This window comes from Pseudoxanthomonas sp. OG2 (assembly GCF_014192765.1).
Taxonomy (GTDB): Bacteria; Pseudomonadota; Gammaproteobacteria; order Xanthomonadales; family Xanthomonadaceae; genus Pseudoxanthomonas_A; species Pseudoxanthomonas_A beigongshangi.
Window position 1 is genome coordinate 2806378 of the sequence record NZ_JACHYM010000001.1, and the last position, 24461, is coordinate 2830838.

Below are 24461 nucleotides of genomic sequence, written 5' to 3' on the forward strand. Positions count from 1 at the left end.
GAAGTACGGTCAGGACTGCGGGTGGCGGCGCGCGTAAACACCGTACAGCGCGACCACCAGGAAGCAGAAGGCGGGAATCCAGAACGCGGTCTCGATGCCGGCGACATCCGCCAGCCGGCCCATGAACCACGGCACGATGGCGCCGCCGACGATGGCCATGATGATGAAGCTGGCGCCGCGCTTGGTCTGCGCGCCCAGGCCCTTGATGCCCAGCGCGAAGATGGTCGGGAACATCATCGACATGAAGAAGAACACGGCGATGAGGGCGGCGACCGAGACCTTGCCCATGCCGGCGATGACGACGCCGCACAGCAGGATGTTGATCACCGCGTACACGCTGAGCACACGTGCGGGCGAGATCATGCGCATCAGCAGGGTGGTGAGGAAGCGACCTGCCACGAAACAGCCCAGCGCAACCGACAGCAGGTGAGAGGCGTGCTTGGAGGACAGACCAGGGATGTGATCCACCGCGTAGTTGATGAAGAACGCGCCCGCGCCGACCTGCGCGGCGACATAGAAGAACTGGGCCACCACCGCGAACACGAAATGACGTTGGGAGAACAGCGGCACAGCGGGCGCTGGATTCGTGGCGGCCGAGACATCGTTGGAAATTTCCGGCATCCGCGTTCGCCAGATCAGCACTGCGATGGCGATGACCACCAGCGCGGTGGCGACGTAAATAAGCTGAACGCCATGACTGCCGGAAATCCCCGACTCCGAGTCGCCGAAGAACAACTCGCCGGCGATGAACGGGGCGATAAACGTACCCAGTCCATTGAATGACTGCGACAGGTTTATCCGCCGTTCCGAATCACCGGCTGGACCCAGCACCGTGACGTAGGGATTGGCCGCGGTTTCCAGGCAGGCCAGCCCGCAGGCGATCACGAACAGGGCGAACAGGAAGTACTCGAACACGCCGGCGCGGGTGGCGGGAATGAACAGCAGCGCACCGCAGGCGAACAGGCCCAAGCCGAGCAGGATGCCGGTCTTGTAGCCATGCCGCTCCATCAGCGCGGCGGCCGGCAGCGCCATCAGGAAGTAGGCACCGAAGTAGGCGGCCTGCAGCAGCGCCGAGCGTGCACGGGTGATGTCCAGCGTTTCCTGGAAATGCTTGTTGAGCACGTCCAGCAGCCCGTAGGAGAAGCCCCACAGGAAGAACAGGCAGGTCACCAGGATGAACGCCAGCCGGTAGCGTTGCGCGCCGCTGTCCTGCAGGGTCGGGGAGGCGGTACCGGGCATTGCGGGCATGGTGGAAGCTCCTGCGGAAAGAGGGTCAGGCGTCGGTCAGGCGGAAAATCGGTTGCATCGGGGTCCACTTGGTGCCTTCCGGCGTCCACGGCGTGGCCTTCTGGAACGACCACATCAGGTCTTCCCAGGCGCGCAGGCGCGGATCGTCGCGCTCGGCGTCGGCCATGCGCGCGGCGTCGAACACCGCGTCGTCGGTGTCCATCACCATCACCATGCGCGTGCCCAGCCGGAAGATCTCCAGCTCGCGCACGCCCTGCGTGCGCAGGTGGGCCAGCACTTCCGGCCAGACCTGCCGGTGGTAGTGCTCGTAGGCGGCGATCAGATCCGGATCGTCGTGCAGATCGAGGGCCAGGCAATGGCGCATCGGGATTTCCTCAGGTCAGGGCGCGATCCAGATGGGTGTAGCCGCCATCCACGAACAGCCATTGGCCGGTGACGTGGGAGGCGCGCGCGGACAGCAGGAACACCGCGGTGTCGGCGATCTCGTCGGCGCGGGTCATGCGCCGTTCCAGCGGGATGCGGCGGGTGATATCGGCCAGCTTGGCATCCGGGTCGTCGAAGCCGGACAGCCAGCTCTGGTAGAGCGGGGTCATCACTTCCGCCGGCACCACCGCGTTCACCCGCACGCCGTCGGCGGCCAGCGAGGCGGCCCATTCGCGGGTCAGCGACAGCTGCGCGCCCTTGGAGGCGCAATAACCGCTGGTGCCGCCCTGGCCGGTAATCGCGGTCTTGGAGGAGACGTTGACGATGGCGCCGCGGCTGGCCTTCAGCGCGTCGACGCACAGGTGCGCCATCACGTAGTAGTGGATGAGATTGCGCTCCAGCGACTGCACGAACGCATCGCGACCGGCTTCCAGCCCGACGCCGTCGTTGACGCCGGCGTTGTTGACCAGGCCGTGCAATGCGCCGTTTTCGGCCAGCGTCGCGGCCACCGCGCGCTCGCAGGCGTCCGCGTCGGCCAGATCGAGTTGGTGGAAACGGAAGCGTGGTTGCGCCTGCCGCAATTCATCCTCGAATGCGGCGTCCAGCGGACTGCGCCCGAAGATCACCGGAATCGCGCCCTCGCGCGCCAACGCGCGTGAAATCGCGCCACCGATGCCGGCGCCGCCGCCGGTCACGATCACCACCTTGTCCCGCAGTTCCAGATCCATCACGACCCCCTCAGCCGTGTACGTCATAGCAGCGCAGGGCGGTCCCGCCCCACAGCAGCGCCTGTTCGGTTTCCGACAACCGGCCCGCCCAGTCTCGCACCAGCGCCGCGACCGCGGCGTAGTCGGCGCGCAGCAGGCAGACCGGCCAGTCCGAGCCGAACATCAATCGATCCGCGCCGAACGCTTCCAGCGCGGCATCCAGGTGCCGGAGGATCGCATCGCGATCCAACCCGGCGCCGACCACTTCGGTCACCAGTCCCGACGCCTTGCACAGCACGTGCGGCTGCGCGGCCAGCGCATGCAGGTGCCGCCGCCAGTCGGCCTCGCCGTCGCCGCCGATGGCGGGCTTGCCGAGGTGATCCAGCACCAGCCAATGGCGATCGTGGCGCGCGCAGAACGCCGGCACCTCGGCCAGCTGCGCCGGTCCACGCACCAGGATTTCGTAGACCAGGCCCTGCCGCTGCGCCGCCTCGACGCCACGCGCGAAGCGCGGGTCGGCCAGGGTCGCGGCCACGTCAGGGTCGTCCTGCAGCAGGTGGCGGACGCCGGCGAAGCGCGGGTGCGCGCGCCAGTGCGCCAGCCGCTCCTCCGCATGGGCGGCGAACAGATCCACCCAGCCGACCACCGCCGCGATGATGGCGTGCTGCTGCGCGAGGTCGAGCAGGAACGTGTTCTCCGCCTCGTCGGCGCGCGCCTGCACCGCGATGCACGCGTCCAGCGCGGCGGCTTGCAGCAAGGGCGCCAGATCTTCCGGCAACCGGTCGCGTCGCAGCACGTCCATGCCGTCGCCCATCCAGGGATAGTCCCGGGGCGCGTAGCGCCAGAAATGCTGGTGGGCGTCGACGCGGGCGATCACGGTGCGGCGTCCGCCCGCGGTGAAATCGACATCGCGTCGAAGCGCAGTTCCAGATCCTGCGCGGGGTAAGCGGGTGCGGCCAGTTCGATCGTCACCGGAGTCGCGCCCGCGTCAGCGGCAGGGATCGCGAACGGTCCGATGGCCTGCCCGCGCAACGTGGCCGCGTCCACCTCGCGTGCCTGTTCGCCGACACGGATGCGATAGCGCTGCGCCGATGCCGCCTGCACGCCCGAGAAACGCAGCCATGCGGCGGCTTGCGCCTGTTCGGGCCGCAGCATGGCGCGCAGCGATACCGTGGTCGAGCGCTGGCTGCGATAGCCGCTGCCGAACGCGAAGCTGGTGCCGGGATGCCAGGACGAACGGGGCAGCGTCGCGATGCCGGAAGCGGGGACCGCGGCCGCATCGGCCGGCATGATCCGGAGCGCGCCCTGCAATTCAACACGCAGCACCGGAAGCACAGCGTCCGGTACCCCCGCGGGCAGATCGATCACCAGCGCATCGCCGTCGCGACGCCAGGCCAGCGGCGGCGCGGTGTCATTGCCATCGATGTGGATCCCGCGCGGATCATTGGCGAGGCCTTCGACGACGAGCTTGCCGCCGCGCCAGTCGCGCACGAACAGATAGAGCGCCTTGTCGTCCACCAGCGTGCTGCCCCAGGCCTGCGGCGGCAGCCCGCTGGGCCGCGCGGTCATCGCGAGATTGCCGTGGCGATGCAGCCACTGGCCGATGCCGCGCAGGACGTCGGCCTCGAACGGCACGATTGAGCCATCGCCCATCGGGCCGATGTTGAGCAGGTAGTTGCCGCCGGCGCTACGCGCCTGCACCAGGCCGTTGGCCAGCTCGCGCACCTTGCCCGGCAGATCGTCGCGCTGCTGCCAGCTCCGGTAGCCCCAGGTGGCGTGGTAGATGGACGCCGGCACTTCGAACGGCGGCTGCATCGACGGCGGTGGCGCCTCGTTGTCGCCGAGGGTGACGAAGTCGCCGGCGTTGTTCCAGATGCGGCCGTTGATGACCGCCGCCGGTTGCAGGCGATGGACGATGCCGGCGAACCGGCGGCTCTGCTCCGGCGTCGGCGTGGACATGTCGAACCACACCTCGGTGATCGGCCCGTAGTTCGTCATCAGCTCGGTGATCTGCTTTTCGATCAGCGGTTCCATCGACGCCGGAATCGGATTGCCGTTGTCCGGGTCGAAGGGGTGGCCGGCGTGCCAGTCCACCAGCGAGAAATACAGGCCCAGGCCGATGCCGCGCGCGCGGCAGGCCTCGGCGATCAGCTTGATCGGGTCCCTGCCGAACGGCGTGCGATCGACGATGTCGAAGTCGGTGCTCGCGGTATCGAACATCGCGAAGCCGTCGTGGTGCTTGCTGGTGACCACCACGTAGCGCGCGCCGGCGTCCTGCGCCAGTTTGCAGATCGCGTCGGCGTCGAACTTCGGCGCGGAAAAGCGTGCGGCGACCTTCGCGTATTCGTCATGGGAAATGTTGGCCAAGCTCTGGATCTGCTCCGAGTAACCGCGCGTCACCGGCTGGCCGTTCCATACGCCGCCAAGTTCGGAATACAGGCCCCAGTGCACGAACATGCCGTAGCCCTGCTCCTGCCAGTGGCGGATGCGCGCGGCGGGACCGGCGGCCGGAAGCGTGGTGGCCGCGGCGGGCGTGCCGTCGTGTGCGGGCGGCGTGCTGGTCGGCCGCTGTTCGTCGCAGCCCGCCGCCAGCGACAGCGCGACGGACAGCAGCGCGGCCGGCAGGGCGGATCGGCGGCGCGCCGTGGCCCGCATCAGGCGCCACCGCCGGGCGCGGGATGCAGGTACTGGCGACGGCTGGCGTCCTTCATGGTGATGGAGAAGCCGGGCGCGGTCGGGGGCAGGTAGGCGGCGTCGCGGATCACGCAGGGGTCCTGGAAGTGTTCGTGCAGATGGTCGACGTATTCCACCACGCGGCCGTCGCGGGTGCCGGCGATGCAGACGTAGTCGATCATCGCCAGATGTTGCACGTATTCGCACAGGCCCACACCTCCGGCGTGCGGGCACACCGGCAGGCCGTACTTGGCCGCCATCAGCAGGATCGCCAGCACCTCGTTGACCCCGCCCACGCGGCAAGCGTCGATCTGGACCACGTCGATGGCGCCGCCGGCGATGAACTGCTTGAACATGATCCGGTTCTGGCACATCTCGCCGGTGGCGACCTGCACCGGCGCGATGGCCTGGCGGATGTCGCGATGCCCGGCGATATCGTCGGGGCTGGTGGGCTCCTCGATGAACCACGGTTGGGCGAAGGCCAACTGCTTCACCCAGTCGATGGCCTGGCCGACTTCCCAGATCTGGTTGGCGTCGATCATCAGCCGGCGATCCGGTCCCAGCACCTCGCGGGCGATGGTCACCCGGCGGATGTCGTCCTGCAGATCCCGGCCGACCTTGAGCTTGACGTGGTGGAAGCCGGCGTCCACCGCTTCCTGGCACAGCCGGCGGAGCTTGTCGTCCGGATAGCCCAGCCAGCCGGCCGAGGTGGTGTAGCAGGGATAGCCCTCGCGTTCGAGGGTGGCGATGCGCCCGGCCTTGCCGGCTTCGCGATCGCGCAGCAGCGCCAGCGCTTCCTCCGGCGTGATGGCGTCGCTCAGGTAGCGGAAATCGACGCAGCGCACCAATTGTTCCGGGGTCATGTCGGCGACCAGCCGCCACACCGGCTTGCCCTCGGCCTTGGCCCACAGATCCCAGGCCGCGTTGACCACCGCGCCGGTGGCCAGGTGCATGGCGCCCTTGTCCGGGCCGATCCAGCGCAGCTGGCTGTCGGAGGTGACGTGGCGCCAGAAGCGGCCCATGTCCTGCGCGATCCAGTCCAGCTCCAACCCGACCACCAGATGCCGCATCGCCTCGATCGCGGCGCAGCAGATCTCGTTGCCGCGGCCGATGGTGAAGGTCAGGCCGTGGCCTTCCAGTCCGTCGCGCGTGGTTTCCAGCACCACGTAGGCGGCCGAATAGTCCGGATCCGGATTCATCGCATCCGAACCGTCCAGGTGCTGCGAGGTGGGGAAACGCAGATCCTCGACCCGCATCCCGGTGATGCGCACGCCGGCCAGCGCCGGAAGGGCAACCGCATTCATGCCTGCACCACCTTCTGCCGCTGTTCGCCGAGGCCGTCGATGCCCAGCCGCATGACCTGGCCGGGCCGCAGGTACACCGGCGGTTTCTGGCCCAGGCCCACGCCTGGCGGCGTGCCGGTGGAGATCACGTCGCCCGGTTGCAGGCTCATGAAACGGCTCAGGTAGCTGATGAGGAACGGCACCTGGAACACCATCGTGCGGGTGTTGCCGTCCTGGTAGCGATGGCCATCCACTTCCAGCCACAGATCGAGCGCGTGCGGATCGGGAATCTCATCGGCGGTCACCAGCCAGGGACCGAGCGGGCCGAAGGTGTCGCAGCCCTTGCCCTTGTCCCAGGTGCCGGTGCCTTCCAGCTGGAACTCGCGCTCGGACACGTCGTTGATCACGCAGTAGCCGGCGACGTGCTCCATCGCGTCGGCTTCGGCGATGTAGCGGCCGCCGCGGCCGATCACCACGCCCAGTTCCACTTCCCAATCGGTCTTGTGCGAACCGCGCGGAATCTGCACGTCGTCGTCGGGTCCGCAGATCGCGCTGGTCCATTTGTTGAAAATCACCGGTTCGGCCGGCACCTGCGCGCCGGTTTCGGCGGCGTGGTCGGAGTAGTTCAGGCCGATGCAGACGAACTTGCCGACCTGGCCCACGCAGGGGCCCAGGCGCGGCGCGCCATCCACCAACGGCAGCGTGGACACGTCCAGCGCGCGCAGGCGCTGCAGGCCTTCGGGGGTGATCGCTTCGCCGGCGATGTCGGCGATGACCGCCGAGAGATCGCGGATGCGGCCTTCGTCGTCGAGGAGTCCGGGCTTTTCCGCGCCCGGTGCGCCATGGCGCAACAGTTTCATGAGGTTTCCTTCAGTTGATCCAGCCGCCGTCGATCACGTGCGTGGTGCCGGTGGTGAATGCGGATTCGTCGCTGGCCAGGTACACCGCCAGCGCGGCGATTTCCTCGGGGCGGCCCAGCCGGCCCATCGGTTGGCGGCCGACGAACGCGGCCTGCACGTCCTCGACGGAACTGCCCTGTTGCCGCGCCTGCTCGGCGATGCGCGCTTCCAGCGACGGCGAGCTGACCGTGCCCGGGCAGATCGCGTTGCAGCGCACGCCGCGGCCGACGAAATCGGCGGCCACCGCCTTGGTCAGGCCGATCACCGCGGCCTTGGTGGTGCCGTAGATGAAGCGGTTGGGTACGCCCTTGATGCTGGAGGCGACCGAGGCGACATTGATGATCGAGCCGCCGCCGCGTGCCAGCATGCCTGGCAGCAACCGGCGGATCAGGTGGTACATCGAGCCGACGTTGAGGCGCCAGGCGAGGTCCCAGTCCTCCTCGCCGGCTTCCAGGATGCTGCCGCTATGGACGAATCCGGCGCAGTTGAACAGCACGTCCACCGCGTTGCCGGCGTCCGCGTGGCGCTGCGCGAGGGCGGCGATCGCGGCGGTGTCGGTCACGTCCAGGCGCAGCGGCACGAGCGCCTCGCCGGCCTCGACCCGCAGCCGCTGCAAGGCCTCCTGGTCGATGTCGGCGGCGATCACCCGCGCGCCTTCGCGGATGAAGGCAAGCGCGGTGGCGCGGCCGATACCCTGGCCGGCCGCGGTGACCAGGGCGAGTTTGCCTTGCAGGCGCATGGGGACTCCGGGTTAATGGCCTAGTGGTTGGACCAATGCTATCGTGAGATCTGAAACTTGCAACCCGGCATGGCTAAGGCGAGGACCGATGATGGAACAGGTGAAGCGGAAAGGGGAGGCGGCCCGCGCCGTCGTGATGGGAAAGGCGACCGGGTTGGCGATCCTGTTGCTGGCCCTGGGCGCCTGCGGTGGCTCGGCAACTGACCCGGGCCAGGCGGCCACACCCGCCGAGGCCTTCGCCGCCGGGAGCCCGCCGCCACTGATTCCCGCGCCCGCGCAGGCCACGCCCGGACAGGGCCGTTTCGTGGTGGCGGCCGATACGCCGGTCGTCGCCGCGGCGGCCGATCCCGCCGCCCGGGCCGCCGCCGGCCAGTTCATCGCCATGCTGCGCGAAAGCACCGGCGTTTCCCTGCATCAGGTCGATTCGGCATCGGGGCCGGCCATCGTCTTCAGCAGCGACGCGAAGCTGGACACCCGTGCGGAAGGCTATGCGCTGGAGGTGGCCGCCGACGGCATCCGCATCCATGCCCGCGATGGCGCCGGCCTGTTCTACGGCGGCGTCAGCCTGTGGCAACTGCTGACCACCGCCGACACCCTGCCGATCAGCGTGCCGGCGGTTCGCATCGCCGACGCGCCGCGCTTCGGCTGGCGCGGCTTCATGCTCGACTCGGCCCGGCACATCCAGAGCGTGGACGAGATCAAGCGCCTGCTGGACCAGATGGCGCGGCACAAGTTGAACGTCTTCCACTGGCACCTGACCGACGACCAGGGCTGGCGCCTGGAGATCAAGCGCTATCCGAAACTCACCGAAGTCGGCGCATGGCGCATTCCCGCCGGCAAGGCCGGGCAGGGCGCCGACGGCAAGCCGGTGCGCTACGGCGGTTTCTATACCCAGGCCGAAGCCCGCGAGATCGTCGAGTACGCGCGCCAGCGCCATATCACCGTGGTGCCGGAAATCGAGATGCCCGGCCACGCGCAATCCGCCATCGCGGCATACCCCGAGTTCGGGGCCACCGGCAAGGCGCCGCCGGTTTCGCCGGACTGGGGCGTGAACACCTGGCTGTATGGCGTGGAGGATCCGACCTTCAAGTTCCTGGAGGACGTGCTGACCGAGGTGATGGACATCTTCCCCGGCCAATACATCCACATCGGCGGCGACGAGGCGGACAAGTACCAGTGGCGCAACTCGCCGTCGATCCAGGCGCGCCGCAAGGCGCTCGGCCTGACCGACGACATGCAACTGCAGAGCTGGTTCATCAAGCGCATCGAAACCTTCCTGGTCGCGCACGATCGCCGCCTGATTGGCTGGGACGAAATCCTCGAAGGCGGCCTGCCCCCGGAAGCGACGGTGATGTCCTGGCGCGGCATGGAAGGCGCGGTGGAGGCCGCGCGGCAGGGGCACGACGTGGTGCTGAGCCCGAGCAACGTCACCTACATCAACCGCATGCAGTCCGACGAGTCCGACGAACCGCCGGGCCACGACTACACCACGACGTTGCGCAAGGTGTATGACTTCGAACCGGTGCCGCCCGAACTGGATGCCGATCAGGCCAGGCATGTGCTCGGCACACAGGCCAACCTGTGGACCGAGCACGTGCGCACCGAGCCGCGGGTGGAACACATGGCGTTCCCGCGCCTGTCGGCGTTGGCCGAAATTGCCTGGTCGCCCAAGGCCACGCGTGACTGGGAAGGCTTCCTGCAACGGCTGGCGCCGCAGATGCGGCGCTTCCAGCGTTCCGGCATTCGCGCCGCCGACAGCGCATTCGCCGTGCGCATCCGCGCGCGGGCCGAGGGCGAACGCGCGCAGGTGACCCTGCTCAACCAGACCGGCTTCGGTGAACTGCGCTACACCACCGACGGCAGCGAACCGACGGCGCAGTCGCCTCGCTACCAGCAGGCATTGCAGGTGACGTTGCCGACCACGGTGAAGGCCAATGCGTTCTTCCAGGGCAAGCCGCTGGCGGCGCCGCGCGAGCTGCGTGTCGACGCGCTCGCGCTGCGCACCCGCGAGGCGGAGTACCTGGATGCCTGCCGCAAGGACAGCTACGTGCTGCGACTGGAGGATGACGAACCGCGCGAAGGCGAACGCGCGGTGGTGCCGGTCGACATCGGCACGCCGTGCTGGCAGTGGAAGCAGGCGCCGCTGGACGGCGTCACCACCCTGCGCGCCGAAGTGCTGGACCTGCCGTACAACTTCCAGTTCGGCGGTGATTCGGTTGGCGTCGAACCGCCGCCGGCCGGGCCGGTGGATCTGCAGGTGCGCGTTGGCGGCTGCGAAGGCAAGCCGGTGGCGGAAGCGCGGGTCGAAGTGGGCGCCGACGCGGTGAAGCGGGTCGACGTGGCCCTGCCTTCGCTGCGAGGCGCGCAGGATCTGTGCCTGAAGTTCACCGGCGATCACCGGCGCGTGCTGTGGGCCATCGATCGGATCCAGCTGCTGACGGCGGCGGAGCCGCGCTGATGCGCGCGCCGGCAACGCTGGCTGTGCTGATGGCGGCGGGATTCACCGCCGCCACGCCCGCGACCAATCCGGCGGACGAACCGGCACCGGCCTTCGCGCCGACCCCGGGGATCTACCACGACGGCTGGATCGACCTGGACAAGAACGGCCGCAAGGACGTCTACGAGGACGCCCGCGCGCCGATCGACGCGCGGGTGGAGGATCTGCTGGCGCGGATGAGCATGGAGGAAAAGACCGTACAGCTGGCGACGCTGTACGGCTACGGCCGGGTGCTGAAGGATCCGCTGCCCACCGCGCAATGGAAGGCGGCGCTGTGGAAGGACGGCATCGGCAACATCGACGAGATGCACAACGGCTGGGGCGATGGCCGCAGGAGCGCGTACGCCACCGACCTGCGCCGGCACGTGTGGGCGATGAACGAGGTGCAGCGGTTCTTCGTCGAACAGACCCGGCTCGGCGTCCCGGTCGATTTCACCAACGAAGGCATCCGTGGCGTCGAGGCGCGTGGAGCGACCAGTTTCCCCAGCCAGTTGGGCATTGGCCACACCTGGAACCGCGCGCTGGTGCGCCGGATGGGCCGCATCACCGGCATCGAGGCGCGCGCGCTGGGTTACACCCATGTATACGCGCCGATCCTGGACGTCGCGCGCGATCAGCGCTGGGGCCGGATGGAGGAAGTCTACGGCGAGGATCCGTATCTGGTCTCGCGCCTGGGCGTGGAAATGGTGAAGGGGCTGCAACAGGACTTCACCGTGGCCGCCACCGCCAAGCACTTCGCCGTCTACAGCGCCAACAAGGGCGCGCGCGAGGGCATGGCCCGCACCGATCCGCAGGTGGCGCCGCGCGAGGTCGAGGAAATCTTCCTGCCGCCGTTCGCCGCCGCGATCCGCGAGGCCGGCCTGCTGGGCGTGATGAGTTCCTACAACGACTACGACGGCGTGCCGGTCACCGGCAGCCACTATTGGCTGACCCAGCGCCTGCGCGGCGATTTTGGCTTCCGCGGGTACGTCGTCTCCGACAGCGAGGCGGTCGAATTCCTGCACACCAAGCACGGCGTGGCCGCCGACGCCAAGGACGCGGTGCGGCAGGCGGCCGAGGCCGGCCTGAACATCCGCACCAACTTCACCCCGCCGGAGGACTACGTGCTGCCGATGCGCGCGGCGCTGGCCGATGGTTCGCTGGCGATCGCGACGGTGGATGATCGCGTGCGCGACGTGTTGCGGGTGAAGTTCACCCTCGGGCTGTTCGACCGTCCCTATGTGGACGATGCCCAAGCCAGTGCGCGCCTCGTGAATTCGGAAGAACACCGCGAAGTCGCCCTGCAGGCGGCGCGCGAGAGCCTGGTGCTGCTGAAGAACGCGGATGCCGCGCTGCCGCTGCGCAAGGATCTGAAGACGGTCGCGATCATTGGCCCCAATGCCGATGACGGTCGTTATTCACACCGCCACTATGGCCCTTCCGGCGGCCATGTGGTGACCGTGCTGGAAGGCGTGCGCGCGAAACTGGGGCCACGTGCCGAGGTGCGCCATGCCAAGGGCGTGGAGATTGCCGGCGACAACTGGCCGGCCATCGAGATCCTGCCCGAGCCGCTGAGTGCCATCGAGCAGGCCGGCATCGACGAGGCCGTGCGCGCGGCCACCGGCGCCGACGTGGCGGTCGTCGTGCTGGGCGATGGCGATCGCACGGTTGGTGAAAGCCTGAGTCGCACCAGTCTGGATCTACCGGGCAGGCAGCTGGAACTGCTGCGCGCCGTGCATGCCACCGGCACGCCGGTGGTGCTGGTGCTGATCAATGGCCGGCCGATGAGCATCAACTGGGCCAATGCGCACGTGCCGGCGATCCTGGAAGCCTGGTTTCCCGGCGATCAGGGCGGCACCGCCATCGCCGATGCGCTGTTCGGCGACTACAACCCGGGCGGCAAGCTGACCGTCACCTTCCCGAAGAGCGCCGGGCAGATTCCGTTCAATTTCCCGACCAAGCCCAATGCGCAGTGGGAAGGGGAGAAATCACGCGTCAACGGCGCGCTGTACACGTTCGGCCACGGTTTGAGTTACACGACCTTCGACTATGCCAACCTGCGCATCGCGCCAAGGCGCATACCCGCGAATGGCAGCGTCGAGGTGAGCGTGGACGTACGCAACACCGGCCGTGTCGCCGGCGACGAGGTGGTCCAGCTCTACACCCGCGACCTGGTCGGTTCGGTGACCACCTACGAGAAGAACCTGCGCGGGTTCGAGCGCATCCACCTGGCGCCGGGCCAGACCCGCACCGTGCGATTCCGCCTGACGCCGGAGGATCTGGCGTTGTGGGACCGGCGGATGCGGCGGGTGGTCGAGCCGGGGATGTTTCGGGTGATGATCGGGGCGGGTTCGGAAGACATCCGCCAGCAGGGCGAGTTCGAGGTACAACCATGACCGCGACGCATCGTGGCGATGCGCGCGAAGGAGTAATCGAATGACGATGCAATGGCCGCGCTGGACGCGGCGGGGTTTCCTGGGCGCCGGCGCGGCCGGCATGGCCGGCGCGCTGGTGCCGCTGGCGGCGGCCGGCGCGGCCACATCGGCGCGGTCCGCAACGGGCATCGTGGATGCGGCGCCGCGTCCGCGCCCCAGCGCCGCGCAACTGGCCTGGCAGCGCGAGGAATTGTCGATGTTCGTGCATTTCACGGTGAACACCTTCACCGGGCGCGAATGGGGCGACGGCAGCGAAAGTCCGGCCATCTTCGACCCGAAGGCGCTCGACGCGCGCCAGTGGGCGCGCACCGCCAAGGCCAGCGGCTTCCGCAGCATGATCCTCACCGCCAAGCATCACGACGGCTTCTGCCTGTGGCCGACGAAGACCACCACGCATTCGGTCGCCAGCAGTCCCTGGCGCGGCGGCAAGGGCGATCTGGTACGTGAATTCACCGATGCCTGCCGCGCGGAAGGACTCGGCGTCGGCTTCTACCTGTCGCCGTGGGATCGCAACGCGCGCGTGTACGGCGAGGGCAAGGCCTACGACGATTTCTACATCCAGCAGCTGACCGAACTGCTGACCGGCTACGGTCCGGTGGTCGAGGTCTGGTTCGACGGCGCCAATGGCGAAGGCCCCAGCGGCAAGCGCCAGCAGTACGACTGGGCGCGCATCCACCGCACCGTGCGCGAACTGCAGCCGCAGGCGGTGATGTTCTCCGACGCCGGCCCCGACGTGCGCTGGATCGGCAATGAGACCGGCAGCGCCGGCAGCACCTGCTGGGCCAGCGTCGATCCGGCGCGGGTGCCGCGTCCTGGCGCCGATGATCCGTGGACCGGTGAAGCCTTGCAGCAGGGTGATCCTTATGGCGCGGTCTGGCGTCCCGGCGAAACCGACGTATCGATCCGGCCCGGCTGGTTCTGGCATGCGGATCAGGACGCGAAGGTGCGCACGCCGCAGAACCTGATGAACCTGTACTTCACCTCGGTGGGCCGCAACAGCAAGCTGCTGCTGAACGTGCCGCCGACACCCGATGGCCTGTTCCACGACAACGACGTGCGCGCGCTGCAAGGCTTCGCACGCCTGCGCGAGGCGTTGCTGGCGAAGGATCTGGCGCGTGGCGCGAGCGCGAAGGCGAGCACGGGGGACGGCGCGGCGCGGGTCGTGGATGGCGATGCGGACAGCTTCTGGACACCGGGCGGCGACGCCCGCGAAGGCTGGCTGGAGCTGTCGCTGCCGCCCGATGCGGAGTTCGACGTGATCCGGCTGGAGGAAGCCATCGCGCATGGCCAGCACGTCTCCAACTACCGCATCGACGTCTGGCGCGACGACGCCTGGCAGCCGTTGACCTGGGGCACGACGATCGGCCACTGCAAGCTGGATCGGGTGCCCTCCACGCGCACCGGGCGCTTGCGCCTGGTCATCGAGCACGCCTACGCGGCGCCGCGCATCGCACGCATCGGGCTGCACCGAAGCGCCGACGCCGCCTGGGACCGCCCCGACTATCACGGGGACTGAAAGAGGGCGCGTCGTCCGGAGTGCGCGGCGCTCGCCGATATCTGGAAAAAAAAGGGGCGCCCAGGCGCCCCTTTTCTTTCTCACCACGCTCAGCGCATCCGCTCCGTCGCCCCCGGCAGGCGAATCGCCCAGGCCGGTGAGCCGGCGGTGGCTTCGCGCGCCGCTTCGGGAATCAACGCGATGGTCCGTTCACCCTCGCGGCGCCACTCCAGTTGCACATCGCTTCCCAGCACGGCCAGCCGGCTGCCCGCGCGCGGTGACGGACCGGGGATTTCCAGCTGCGCCGGCAACCGCTGTTCGTCGGCGTCGGGCAGGTAGATGGCGTACACGTCGCCATTCTTCATCCGGGTGTAGCGGAATTTGCCGTCGCGGTACGGCGCCACCGCGCGGCTGGCGTAGATGGCGCCGCCGTTGGTCTTCATCCACGCGCCGATTTCGCGCAGCCGGCTCACCGCCTCGGCCGGCAACTGTCCGTCCGGCTGCGGCCCCACGTTGAGCAGGTAGTTGCCGCCTTTGGCGACCACGTCCACCAGCATCTGCACCACCGTGCGCGTGCTCTTGTATTTGTCGTTGGGCGAATAGCTCCAGGAATCGCCCAGGGTCATGCAGGTTTCCCACGGATACGGCAACGGCTCGTCGGGAATCTTCTGCTCCGGTGTGCGGTAGTTCTCGTAACGGCCACCGACCGCGCGATCGACGACGATCAGGCCCGGCTGGTTGCGCCGCGCCATCGCCGCCAGCCCCGGCATGTCGATGTCCTGCGGCCACGGCACGCCGGCCAGTCCCTGCGCGGCGTCTTCCAGGGTATCGCCCGGACGCACCCAGCCGCCGTCCAGCCACAGGATGTCCACGCGCCCGTAGTCGCGGGTGAGTTCACCAATCTGCGCGTGGGTGAAGTCGACGAACCGCCGCCAGCGCTCGGGATACTTGCGGGTGTCGTAGTTGACGTGGCGGTTGGGGGTGGCGAAGCGCGGCCACCAGTAGTCGTCGCTGTGCCAGTCCGGCTTGGAGAAATAGGCGCCGATGCCGAAACCCTTCGCGCGGAACGCGTCGAACACCGCGCGGGTGATGTCGGCGCGCGGATTGTCATGGAAGGGCACGTTCGGCGCGGTGATCCGGTAGTCGGTCTGGCGGGTGTCGAACATCGAGAAGCCGTCGTGGTGCTTGGTGGTGAACACCACGTACTTGGTGCCGGCCTCGCGTGCGACCTCCGCCCAGGCCGCCGGATCGAAACGTACCGGATTGAAGGTGTCGGGCAGCGCCTCGTATTGCTTCACGTAATCGACATAGGCCACGCCCTCCGGGCGCTGGCACCAGCCCACGTCCTCGGAACAGATCGACCACGACTCGACCACGCCCCACTGGCTGTACGGGCCCCAGTGCATCATGAAACCGAACTTCCAGTCCTGCCATTGGTCCAGCTTGCGCACCACCAGCGGATCGGTTTCGGCGACGTATTCGCCGCGGCTGTCGGCGCGCGCGGCGGAAGGGGCGTGCAGGGCGATCGCGCCCAGCAGCGCCAGCGACAACAGGCGATGCAGTTTCATCCGTTGCTCTCGATGGGTTTGGATTCTTCGCGGTAGAGCTTCACCGGCGCCTCCAGTTCCAGCGCGATCACGGTGAGATCGGGATCCAGCGCCGCCTTCGGCACGCTCAGGAACAGCAGGCCGGGGTGCTTGGACCAGTCGTACTTGCCCAGCACCCGCGCCTGCACCGGCTGGTCGCCGCCGACCACGCGCGCGCGCAGCACCTTGCTGTCGAAACCCTTCACCAGCAAATCGCCGTTGGGCGTTCCGTCCAGGAACAGGTAGACCGTGCGGCCATCCTTCGACACCGTGCTCGGCCCGGCGTAGTGATCCAGGCCGATGCCGGCGCGGGTGCCGTAGATGGCCTCGGCGTGCTTGCCGGTCCAGCGGCCCAGCTTTTCCAGGATTTCCAGCTGGCGTGGATCGATGCTGCCGTCGGCCTTCGGTCCGATGTCCAGCAGCAGGTTGCCGCCCATCGACAGGGTCTGGCTGAAGACCTGGATGATCTGGTGCGGACTCTTGTACTCGGTATCGCGCGGCTGGTAGCCCCACGACCGGTTCATCGTCAGGCACAGTTCCCAATACGTCTGCGCCGGCTTGACCACCGGCACGCCCAGTTCGGGTGTCGCATAGTCGCCGTATTCGTTCAGGCGCGAATTGATGATCAGCCCGGGATTGCGCGCGCGCATGTCGGTGCGCAGCTTGGCCGACTGCCATTCGCCCGCGTTGTGCTCCCAGTCGCCGTCGAACCAGATCAAATCAGGCCGGTAGCGCTGCTGCAGATCCGCGATCTGGCCCTGGTAGTAATCCAGGAAGCGCTGCCAGCGCTGCGGCTCGGCGGCGAGGCTATAGCGCTTCTGCTTGCGGGTGAACACGTCGTAGTCCGGGTACGACCAGTCCGGCAGCGAGTAGTACAGGCCCACCTTCAGGTCGTTGGCGCGCAGTGCATCGGCGAACGGGCCGACCAGATCGCGTCCGGCCGGCGTATCGCGCACCACGTTGAGCCCCTGCTTCGAATCCCACAGCGCCACGCCGTCGTGATGCCGCGTGGTCAGCACCGCATAGCGAGCGCCGCTCTGGCGGATCAGCCGCGCCCACGCCTGCGGGTCGTAGGCGCTGGCGGTGAAGCCGCGCAACTGCTTCAGATAATCGGCATGCGACATCTTGCCGTTGAAGAACGACCAGGATTCGTCCACGCCATCCACCGCGTAGATGCCCCAGTGGATGAAGATGCCCAGCTTGGCGTCGGCGAACCACTGCATGCGCTGGGCATGCTGCGCATCGGTTTCGCCGTGGAGGGAGGTCGGCGCGGGGGACTCATCGGCAAGCGGTGCAGCGGCCAGGGAGGCGCCGGTTCCGCCAAGCAGGCCGAGCAGGGAAAGGAGCAGGGGAAGGCGTGCCGGGCGTCGAACGCGCATGCGGAAATCCGTTTGGTTCAAAGGCTGGACCAATCGTAATCACATTGCGTGCACACGCAAGCCCGCTATTCAGTGATCCATGGGAGCAAACAGTGACTGCCCGGAGTGCGGATAACCGCTGCCGGGCGGGCTGCATGGCGTGGGAAATCCCTTTTGACGGCAGGGACAGGCGCCTGGCTGCACATCGAAGCGTAACCGTGATGACAGTCCGGCACCGAAATCGATTTCAGGGAATTGAATCGGTACAAAAAGAGAGCTACATCACATTTTTACGCATTTCTTACCGCTATGTTTGCCGGGAGCGCAGGAGCTAGGGACTCGTGCGCGCCGATAGGCTGGACCTTTAAACCAATGTTTTTCCTGGGAGGGAAGTAATGAACCGCTTGTATTCGAACCGCCGCACCGTTCTGGCGGCCGCCATGGCGCTGGCGTTGAGTTGTCCCCTGGCCGCGATGGCGCAGGAAGAACAGACCGCGCAGCAGACCCAGTCCGATGAAAGCCAAGCGAACGACGGCAAGGCGAAGAATCTCGACACGGTCACCGTGACCGGCTCACGCATCAAGCGTTCGGAGATCGAAGGCCCGGCGCCGGTCACCGTGATTTCCGCCGACCAGATGCGCAAGGAAGGTTTCGCCACGGTCTACGACGCGCTGCAGACCATCACCGCCGCGCTGGGACCGGTGCAGAACGATTACGACTGGGGCCAGTCCAGCGTCAACGCCTCGCCGATCAACTTGCGCAATCTTGGCCCCGGCCGCAGCCTGCTGCTGATCAACGGCCACCGCGTGGCCGATTACCCGATGCCCTACCAGGGCAAGAGCAACTTCGCCAACTTCAACAACATCCCCACCGGCATCGTCGAGCGCATTGAAATCCTGGCCGGCTCGGCCTCGGCGATCTACGGCTCCGACGCGATGGGCGGCGTGATCAACGTCGTGCTCAAGGAGAACATGGAAGATCACGTGGTGCGCGTGCGCTACGGCGAAGCCACCCGCGGCGGCCGCAACAACATGGACTTCTCGCTGTCCGGCGGCTTCACCGGCGAACGCGGTTCCTTCATCTACAACCTGCAGCACTTCAACCGTGGCGTGCTGCTGGCCAAGGACCGTCCGTTCATGGACGAGGAAGCCGACAAGGACTACCGCGCGTGGGGTCCGGGCGAGCGTCACTTCGGCGTAGCCCACCTGACCCCTTATCCCGGCCTGTACCTGCAGGACCGCGACAATCTGGTCCCGCTGGGCCTGGGCACCGCGTACCAGCGCATCGCGCCGCCGTCCGGCGCCTGCGAGCAGTACGGCGACCTCTACTATCGCGCCAACCTGCTGGGTTACGACCGCAACTCCGGCACCGCCAACAACGCCGGCGAGTACTGCGCCCAGCGCGTGTTCGCCAATTGGGCGCTGCGCACCGGCAGCAAGGACGATTCGGCCTATCTGCACGGCACCTGGGACTTCAACGAGGACCTGCAGGGCTGGGCCTCGCTCGGCATCTGGCGTTCGACCGGCGACTTCAACACTTTTCTGGATGCGTTCGACAGCTCGGTGTACTGGGATCCGACCGTCAACAACGGTGCCGGCGGCAGCCGCCGTTTCCTGAAGTTCCATTCACCGCAGGAAATGGGCGGTGAGGGCGCGACCCTGACCAAGTCGAACGAAGAGGCGCTGGATATCAGCGTCGGCCTGCGCGGCCGCCTGGCCGACAGGTTCGACTGGGAAGCGATGATCGGCCGCGCCACCTACGAGGTGCGCGAGTCGTTCCCGGTGCTCAACCAGGGCGACATGTTCGATTACTACATGGGCGCGCAGCAGGGCACGTCCGCCAACGGCCTGCCGATCTACACGCCCAACTACAACAAGCTGTGGAATCCGATTTCGGTCGACGACTTCCGCTCGTTCTCCGATCGCGGCCACAAGAAGGCGCGCTCCTACCTCAACCAGGCGCAGTTCGTGCTCAGCGGCGACCTGTTCGAAGGCTGGGCCGGCCCGATCGGCTTCGCCGCCGTGCTGGAAGCCGGCAAGCAGGGCTACCGCCTGACTCCGGAACCCAAGACCCTGGTCCAGGACGAGGACGGCTGGTACACCCCGTTCGGCAACGTCGAGCAGGGCGGCGGTGACCGCAACCGCTACGCCGCCGGCGTGGAGTTCCGGGTGCCGGTGCTGAGCACCCTGAACGCCAACATCGCCACCCGCTACGACAAGTACGACGCCGTCGCCAGCGACGCCGCCGTGACCTACCAGTTGGGCCTGGAATGGCGCCCGATCGACACCCTGCTGGTGCGCGGCAGCTACGGCACCGCGTTCCGCGCGCCGGACATGCACTACATCTACGCCAAGCCGAGCTCGGGCATCTCCGACTTCACCGACTACGTCGGCTGCGCCGACGCCGGCTGGCCGAACCGCCAGTGTCCGCGCGACGACTTCAAGATCGAGGATGCGGCGGTGGAGCGCACCGGCACCCCGGACCTGAAGTACGAGGAAGGCGAATCCTGGAGCGCGGGATTCGTCTGGGACGCGTTCAAGGGCTTCTCGGTGTCGGCCGACTACTGGTCGATCAAAATCGACAACCTGATCGACGACATCAGCGCCGAACAGCTGCTGCTCGACGAGGCGTACTGCACGCGCGGTGGTTTCGATCCGGAAGGCAAGATTCGCGCGGTCGCCCCGAGCGCGGCCTGGTGCAGCGAAGTCACCAGCCGCATCCAGCGCACCGCGGGCGTTCCCAGCAGCACGGCCGGCTCGGTCACCATCCTGGTCAATCCGATCAACCGCGCCGAGACCGAGGTCACCGGCGTGGACGTGAGCTCGCGTTACGCGCTGCCGGACACCAATTGGGGCAGCTGGAGCTTCGATCTGAACTACACCAACATGCTGACCTACAAGTCGCGCGGCTTCCCCACCGACAAGCTGGAGGACACCCGCAAGACCCAGAACCCGCGCACCAAGATCACCCTGAGCGCCAACTGGGTCCACGACAACTGGAACGCGACCCTGATGATGTACCAGAAGTCCGGTGGTCGTGATAACCGCTGGGGCGGCTGCATGCCGTTCGAGGACGGCTACGTGCCCAGCGGCGCGGCGAACTGCCAGGATCTTGGCCCTGGCCCAACCACGGGCGAATCCACCCAGCGCATCTTCAACCGCCGCGAGCCGCGCCGCTACTTCAACGGCAGCGTGGGCTACTGGTTCACCGAGAACTTCAAGGTCAACCTGTACGTCAGCAACATCTTCGACAAGATCTACGGCGACAAGTGGTGCGGCGACTTCGCCTACTGCATCGACGATCCGGTCGGTCGCGAAGTGGCGGCGGAAATCATCTACAAGTTCAAGTAACCGCTGTATCGCATCGTCTCTCCCGATGCGACTGGGGCCCGGCGAAAGCCGGGCCTTTTTTTTGCGGGCGTTACCGGAACTGAGGAACCGGACGCCTTGAAGAGGGCGCGGGAGGTTTCCTGGCGAAACGGAGCTTACCCAGGTTCTCGCCCACGAAATCGAAGCCGTCGATTCGTCCGGCCTTGTTCCTGACAAACTGGACGATCCCCATGTCGCCCATGAATCTGTCGATATGGGCCGGATGCGGCGCCAGCTCCGCGTCACCCCGGCGGAAGTGATGGATGTACAGCCTGCCGTCCTCGATATCGACCTTGTACAGCGTCGCCAGATCGTCGTTGGCATAGATGCCCGCATACGCGTCCAGATCTCCGGGTGCGAACGGCTCCACTCTTTGCCCTTCGGTCGAGCGGAACAGGAGCACGGGCTTGCCTTGCCTTGCCGAAAAGGAAATGGGCGCGCGATAGGCGGACACCCAGAACTCCGTGTCCGATTTCGCTTCGGTGGATACCTTCTCTTCGCCCAGGTACTGCGCCATCAGGCGTCCCTCCTCCAGGGTGATGGTGATCGCGTCGTCTTTCCAGCGATAGACACCCGCAAGGCCACGCAGCCGCGCCGGATCCGGTCGCACGGTCGGTGCTTCGCGCAATGCGTCGGCCTTGCCACGGGCGGGGGCGTTTGCCTCGTCCAGGAACAATGCCGCCACCTGCGGCACCCTCCTCGGATTCATGTCGTTGTCGCCAGCGTTGTTCAGGGCGACGATCGAAAGGTGCCGTGCGGGGTAGTGGCGGATGTTGGCGCGATAGCCTCCCCAGGCGCCGGTATGGAAGACGATGTCCAGGCCCCGGTCTTCGCCCAGCATCAGGCCGAAGCCATAGGGGACTTCTTCGCCGTCGGCCAGCGCCCCTGGCTCCACCATCCGCAGATAGGTCGGGTCCCGAGCGGCCAGCTTGCGGTCGAAATGGACCGCCCAGCGACCGAGATCGCGCAGGGTGGACAGCAGGTAGACACCACTGTCCTGCTGGAGGTCCCGGCGGAAGCCTTGTTCGCCTCGCGAATAGGGCATTGCTGCATCCTTGACGATGCTGGAATAGTCATCGACGAACCAGGTCGAATCCATTCCAGTCGGATGAAAGATGTTTTCCGTTGCCCATTGCGGAAAAGGCTTGCCGCCCACCTTGGCAACGATTTTCTGCAACAACAGGTACTCGGTATTGCTGTAGGCGTAGCGCGTGCCCGGCTTGAACGCCAGGTCTTTCTGCGCGATCGCCGTACGCATGCAGTCCTCTCCGGAGAAAGCGTCGTCCCACCGCCATCCGGCCGCGACCAGGACCGCGTAGCAGTCGCGAATGCCGCTGGTGTGATGCAGCAGCTGGCGAACGCTGACCGGACCTTCGTCGTATTCCGGAAATTCGGGCACATAGTTGCGCACGTCATCGTCCAGCGCGATCTTGCCTTGTTCGATCAGCATCGACACGGCCAGCCCGATGAACTGCTTGGACAATGAAGCGGTGTTGAAAGGCGTGGTCGGAGTAAACGGCGAGCCATATTCCACGCTGGCCAGTCCGTGGCTTTTCTCAAGGACCACCTTCCCGTCCTTGATGACCGCGATCGCGTACCCGGGTGAATCGCCTGCCGTGCTCCCGAAAATCGCATCGACCCGTTCGGCGAGGGAAGAGGCCTTTTCCGCGCCGTGGGCGCCAACGGCCACAAGCAGCAGGAACAGGAAGACGGGACGCATCGTTTTCATGGTCTGCAATCTCGCGGGTGGCCCCAGCCATGGATGCTCGATAGACCATCAGGGTTTAGACAAAGTCCGCATGACCGTTGCAGCTTGTTGCTCGAACCTGAACGCGCGGCCGGTGGGGGGGTGTTCTGCGACAAGCAGGCCTGAAATCTGAGAATCCGGAAGAGGCCATTCGGAAGCGCTTGTCCGCCCCTTGGATTTAAACCTGAGCAAGGCGAGACTGAGGTCCGCATTCGAGCTGTCCGAACGCCACTAAGATGTTATTCGTGTAACACGGTCACGTCTAACATTGAACGCTTCGATATCGTGGTGAATGGGTCTTAGGTGTGAGCCATAGCGTAGATAGCTGGTTACTTTGTAACGTGCTACGTGAAGCCATATCTTTTCTTCTTATTCTTGGGGCGGTATGGTTTGAAGCTGGTGTGCGGTGAGCTAGGTGACTGACCGAAGCGTGACCTCTTTCTATGGAAAGCGGTGAGGCGCTAAATCAAGCGGATACAGTCACCTGCGTATCCTTGGTTGATCGCGTGACTGCGCTCGGAATAGCAGACGGGGAAACGATGCTAGCCTGAAGATTGCTGCCTGATGGCTTGAGGTCTGAATCAAAACAAGAAAGGACTCGAGGGGAATTGTGTGAGTAATAAAAAGTGGAAATCTGTTCTGTTGTTTGGGGTTCTATTCGCTGGCTCGGCTCTTGCTCAGACGGCTTCCATCACTCCCGAAGAAGAGCTGGGGAAGAAAGTTCGCGCTGCTGGCGAAGTACAGCCTCTAGGCGAATCGCCATTTGGTGAAAGTATCAATCTCTATGACGGGACGGTTTCCTTTAGGCAAGTAGATATTGAACAGCCAGGGCTGGGGCTGCCAATTCAATTGGCACGCACATACCGAACGGACGATTCGATGCGAGCATCGAAGTTCCTGGACTGGGAGCTGGAAGCTCCGCATATTGAAACGCTCTCGGCGAATGCGAATGGAACAGAGGATGGTGGGGGGCCGTGGTTCTTCTTGAACGATGCCAGTCGATGCAGCAATTTCAGGCAAGCGCCCAGCATAGTTTTGTCCTCAGGTGGTTCGCCAGTTCCTATTTTTTACCTTCCAGGTCACTGGTGGAACGGTTATCAACTTGCGATCCCTGGTCTAGGTTCGCAGGATCTTCTGCTTAGAGACTCGTCGAACACCGCTTCTCCGCAAATGCCATCTGGTGGTGGAGGAGTGCGGAACTTTCATATCGTGACGAAGCAGAACTGGATGGTGAGCTGCTTGGCAAATACATCCAACGGCATGGCAGGAGAAGGGTTTCTCGTGGTTTCTCCTGACGGCATCAAATACTGGATGGATTGGCTTACGTATAAACCGTATCGGAAGGTTGGTTTTGCCCAGCCCGGATTCGGCGGAGTGGCTCGGCGTGTCGCGATGATGATGGTATCCCGCGTGGAGGACCGCTTCGGCAATAGCTTGTCTTACAGCTATGATGCCAATGGGGATCTTGCATCCATTCAGGCCAGTGACGGGCGCAAGCTGGTGCTTTCCTATGAACCATGGCAACCCTATGGCGTAAGCCAACCATCGACGCGTATTCGTACCGCAGTCCTTTCTGCTAATGACGCCCCTTCGCGCACTTGGACATATACCTATAGTTCGGCTCAAGACTCGCCGTCGAATCAGCGCCTTACCGCGGTCGTGCAACCTGATGGAAGCGCATGGTCTTTCAATCTTGGAGCTTTGCGCTTCACGGGGGGGCGCCGCGCCGATTATCAAGTATCGCAGTAGTGATGGATGTCTTTACGATATAGAAAATACGACGTCCTCCTTGCAGGGAAGTATCGTTCATCCATCCGGATTGGTGGGTGAGTTCAATCTGAAATTTGTCATGCGAGGAAGCTCCTATGTGCCATATCGGTGCAGCACGCTGTCCGGAGGGGCGCATAGTCTGGACATCGCAAATGCTCGTACCGTGGCGGCTGTGGATCAGATAAAGATCTCTGGCCCCGGAGTGGCGGCGCAGGTGCGGAGTTACAAGTACTCACCTGCCAACCAAAGTTGGG

General features: G+C 66.0%; 16 protein-coding genes. 5 read left to right on the forward strand and 11 right to left on the reverse strand.

The window, feature by feature from the left end:
* Positions 1-9 precede the first annotated feature (9 nt).
* The 8 genes from fucP to FHW78_RS12860 are packed head-to-tail and all read right to left on the reverse strand — an operon-like array spanning position 10 to position 7972.
* Positions 10-1248, reverse strand: a complete 1239-nt coding sequence (fucP, locus tag FHW78_RS12825) for an L-fucose:H+ symporter permease (RefSeq protein WP_183640891.1) — start codon at positions 1246-1248, stop codon at positions 10-12.
* Between the two features lie 25 nt (positions 1249-1273).
* Entirely contained in the window at positions 1274-1612 is a 339-nt protein-coding gene (locus FHW78_RS12830; RefSeq protein WP_183640893.1) for an L-rhamnose mutarotase, read from the reverse strand.
* A gap of 10 nt (positions 1613-1622) precedes the next feature.
* A complete protein-coding gene (locus FHW78_RS12835; RefSeq protein WP_183640896.1) occupies positions 1623-2399 on the reverse strand; it encodes an SDR family oxidoreductase in 777 nt (258 codons plus the stop codon).
* 10 nt (positions 2400-2409) lie between these two features.
* Positions 2410-3255, reverse strand: a complete 846-nt coding sequence (locus tag FHW78_RS12840; RefSeq protein WP_183640899.1) for an amidohydrolase family protein — start codon at positions 3253-3255, stop codon at positions 2410-2412.
* Entirely contained in the window at positions 3252-5033 is a 1782-nt protein-coding gene (locus tag FHW78_RS12845) for an alpha-L-fucosidase (protein WP_183640901.1), read from the reverse strand. The genes FHW78_RS12840 and FHW78_RS12845 overlap by 4 nt, the downstream gene beginning before the upstream one ends.
* Positions 5033-6307 carry an L-fuconate dehydratase gene (locus FHW78_RS12850; protein WP_183641409.1) on the reverse strand — a complete coding sequence of 425 codons (1275 nt, stop codon included), beginning with the start codon at positions 6305-6307 and terminating at the stop codon, positions 5033-5035. Before FHW78_RS12850 ends, FHW78_RS12845 begins: the two co-directional genes overlap by 1 nt.
* A gap of 44 nt (positions 6308-6351) precedes the next feature.
* Positions 6352-7194, reverse strand: coding sequence for a fumarylacetoacetate hydrolase family protein (locus tag FHW78_RS12855; protein WP_183640903.1), 843 nt, complete (start codon positions 7192-7194; stop codon positions 6352-6354).
* Between the two features lie 10 nt (positions 7195-7204).
* The gene (locus tag FHW78_RS12860; RefSeq protein WP_183640906.1) at positions 7205-7972 is read right to left on the reverse strand and encodes an SDR family oxidoreductase; all 768 of its coding nucleotides are present in this window, start codon (positions 7970-7972) and stop codon (positions 7205-7207) included.
* 91 nt (positions 7973-8063) lie between these two features.
* On the opposite strand from FHW78_RS12860, the gene FHW78_RS12865 reads away from it, so the two are divergent.
* From FHW78_RS12865 to FHW78_RS12875, 3 genes are read left to right on the forward strand one after another with little or no spacing between them, the layout of a single operon-like run.
* Positions 8064-10430, forward strand: a complete 2367-nt coding sequence (locus tag FHW78_RS12865; protein WP_255443211.1) for a family 20 glycosylhydrolase — start codon at positions 8064-8066, stop codon at positions 10428-10430.
* Entirely contained in the window at positions 10430-12844 is a 2415-nt protein-coding gene (locus tag FHW78_RS12870) for a glycoside hydrolase family 3 N-terminal domain-containing protein (protein WP_218533333.1), read from the forward strand. The genes FHW78_RS12865 and FHW78_RS12870 overlap by 1 nt, the downstream gene beginning before the upstream one ends.
* 40 nt (positions 12845-12884) lie before the next feature.
* Entirely contained in the window at positions 12885-14399 is a 1515-nt protein-coding gene (locus FHW78_RS12875) for an alpha-L-fucosidase (RefSeq protein ID WP_255443212.1), read from the forward strand.
* Positions 14400-14488: 89 nt separating this feature from the next.
* Here the strand turns inward: FHW78_RS12875 and FHW78_RS12880 are convergent, their stop codons facing one another.
* Both FHW78_RS12880 and FHW78_RS12885 read right to left on the reverse strand, forming a co-directional pair.
* Entirely contained in the window at positions 14489-15946 is a 1458-nt protein-coding gene (locus tag FHW78_RS12880) for an alpha-L-fucosidase (protein ID WP_183640908.1), read from the reverse strand.
* Positions 15943-17343, reverse strand: coding sequence for an alpha-L-fucosidase (locus FHW78_RS12885; RefSeq protein ID WP_183640910.1), 1401 nt, complete (start codon positions 17341-17343; stop codon positions 15943-15945). Before FHW78_RS12885 ends, FHW78_RS12880 begins: the two co-directional genes overlap by 4 nt.
* A 374-nt stretch (positions 17344-17717) precedes the next feature.
* Here FHW78_RS12885 and FHW78_RS12890 point away from each other — a divergent pair, with 374 nt between their 5' ends.
* Positions 17718-20672: a TonB-dependent receptor gene (locus tag FHW78_RS12890; RefSeq protein ID WP_183640912.1), complete on the forward strand. Its 2955-nt coding sequence runs from the start codon at positions 17718-17720 to the stop codon at positions 20670-20672.
* Positions 20673-20742: 70 nt separating this feature from the next.
* On the opposite strand, the gene FHW78_RS12895 is transcribed toward FHW78_RS12890, so the two are convergent.
* Positions 20743-22419 carry a serine hydrolase domain-containing protein gene (locus FHW78_RS12895; RefSeq protein ID WP_183640914.1) on the reverse strand — a complete coding sequence of 559 codons (1677 nt, stop codon included), beginning with the start codon at positions 22417-22419 and terminating at the stop codon, positions 20743-20745.
* Positions 22420-23049: 630 nt separating this feature from the next.
* Here FHW78_RS12895 and FHW78_RS12900 point away from each other — a divergent pair.
* Entirely contained in the window at positions 23050-24186 is a 1137-nt protein-coding gene (locus FHW78_RS12900; protein ID WP_183640916.1) for a hypothetical protein, read from the forward strand.
* Positions 24187-24461 lie beyond the last annotated feature (275 nt).

Coding starts and splice junctions, on each gene's coding strand:
- fucP (WP_183640891.1), bottom strand. CDS start 1,248: ATGCCCGCAATGCCCGGTACCGCCTCCCCGACCCTGCAGGACAGCGGC.
- FHW78_RS12830 (WP_183640893.1), bottom strand. CDS start 1,612: ATGCGCCATTGCCTGGCCCTCGATCTGCACGACGATCCGGATCTGATC.
- FHW78_RS12835 (WP_183640896.1), bottom strand. CDS start 2,399: ATGGATCTGGAACTGCGGGACAAGGTGGTGATCGTGACCGGCGGCGGC.
- FHW78_RS12845 (WP_183640901.1), bottom strand. CDS start 5,033: ATGCGGGCCACGGCGCGCCGCCGATCCGCCCTGCCGGCCGCGCTGCTG.
- FHW78_RS12850 (WP_183641409.1), bottom strand. CDS start 6,307: ATGCGGGTCGAGGATCTGCGTTTCCCCACCTCGCAGCACCTGGACGGT.
- FHW78_RS12855 (WP_183640903.1), bottom strand. CDS start 7,194: ATGAAACTGTTGCGCCATGGCGCACCGGGCGCGGAAAAGCCCGGACTC.
- FHW78_RS12860 (WP_183640906.1), bottom strand. CDS start 7,972: ATGCGCCTGCAAGGCAAACTCGCCCTGGTCACCGCGGCCGGCCAGGGT.
- FHW78_RS12865 (WP_255443211.1), top strand. CDS start 8,064: ATGGAACAGGTGAAGCGGAAAGGGGAGGCGGCCCGCGCCGTCGTGATG.
- FHW78_RS12870 (WP_218533333.1), top strand. CDS start 10,430: ATGCGCGCGCCGGCAACGCTGGCTGTGCTGATGGCGGCGGGATTCACC.
- FHW78_RS12875 (WP_255443212.1), top strand. CDS start 12,885: ATGACGATGCAATGGCCGCGCTGGACGCGGCGGGGTTTCCTGGGCGCC.
- FHW78_RS12880 (WP_183640908.1), bottom strand. CDS start 15,946: ATGAAACTGCATCGCCTGTTGTCGCTGGCGCTGCTGGGCGCGATCGCC.
- FHW78_RS12885 (WP_183640910.1), bottom strand. CDS start 17,343: ATGCGCGTTCGACGCCCGGCACGCCTTCCCCTGCTCCTTTCCCTGCTC.
- FHW78_RS12890 (WP_183640912.1), top strand. CDS start 17,718: ATGAACCGCTTGTATTCGAACCGCCGCACCGTTCTGGCGGCCGCCATG.
- FHW78_RS12895 (WP_183640914.1), bottom strand. CDS start 22,419: ATGAAAACGATGCGTCCCGTCTTCCTGTTCCTGCTGCTTGTGGCCGTT.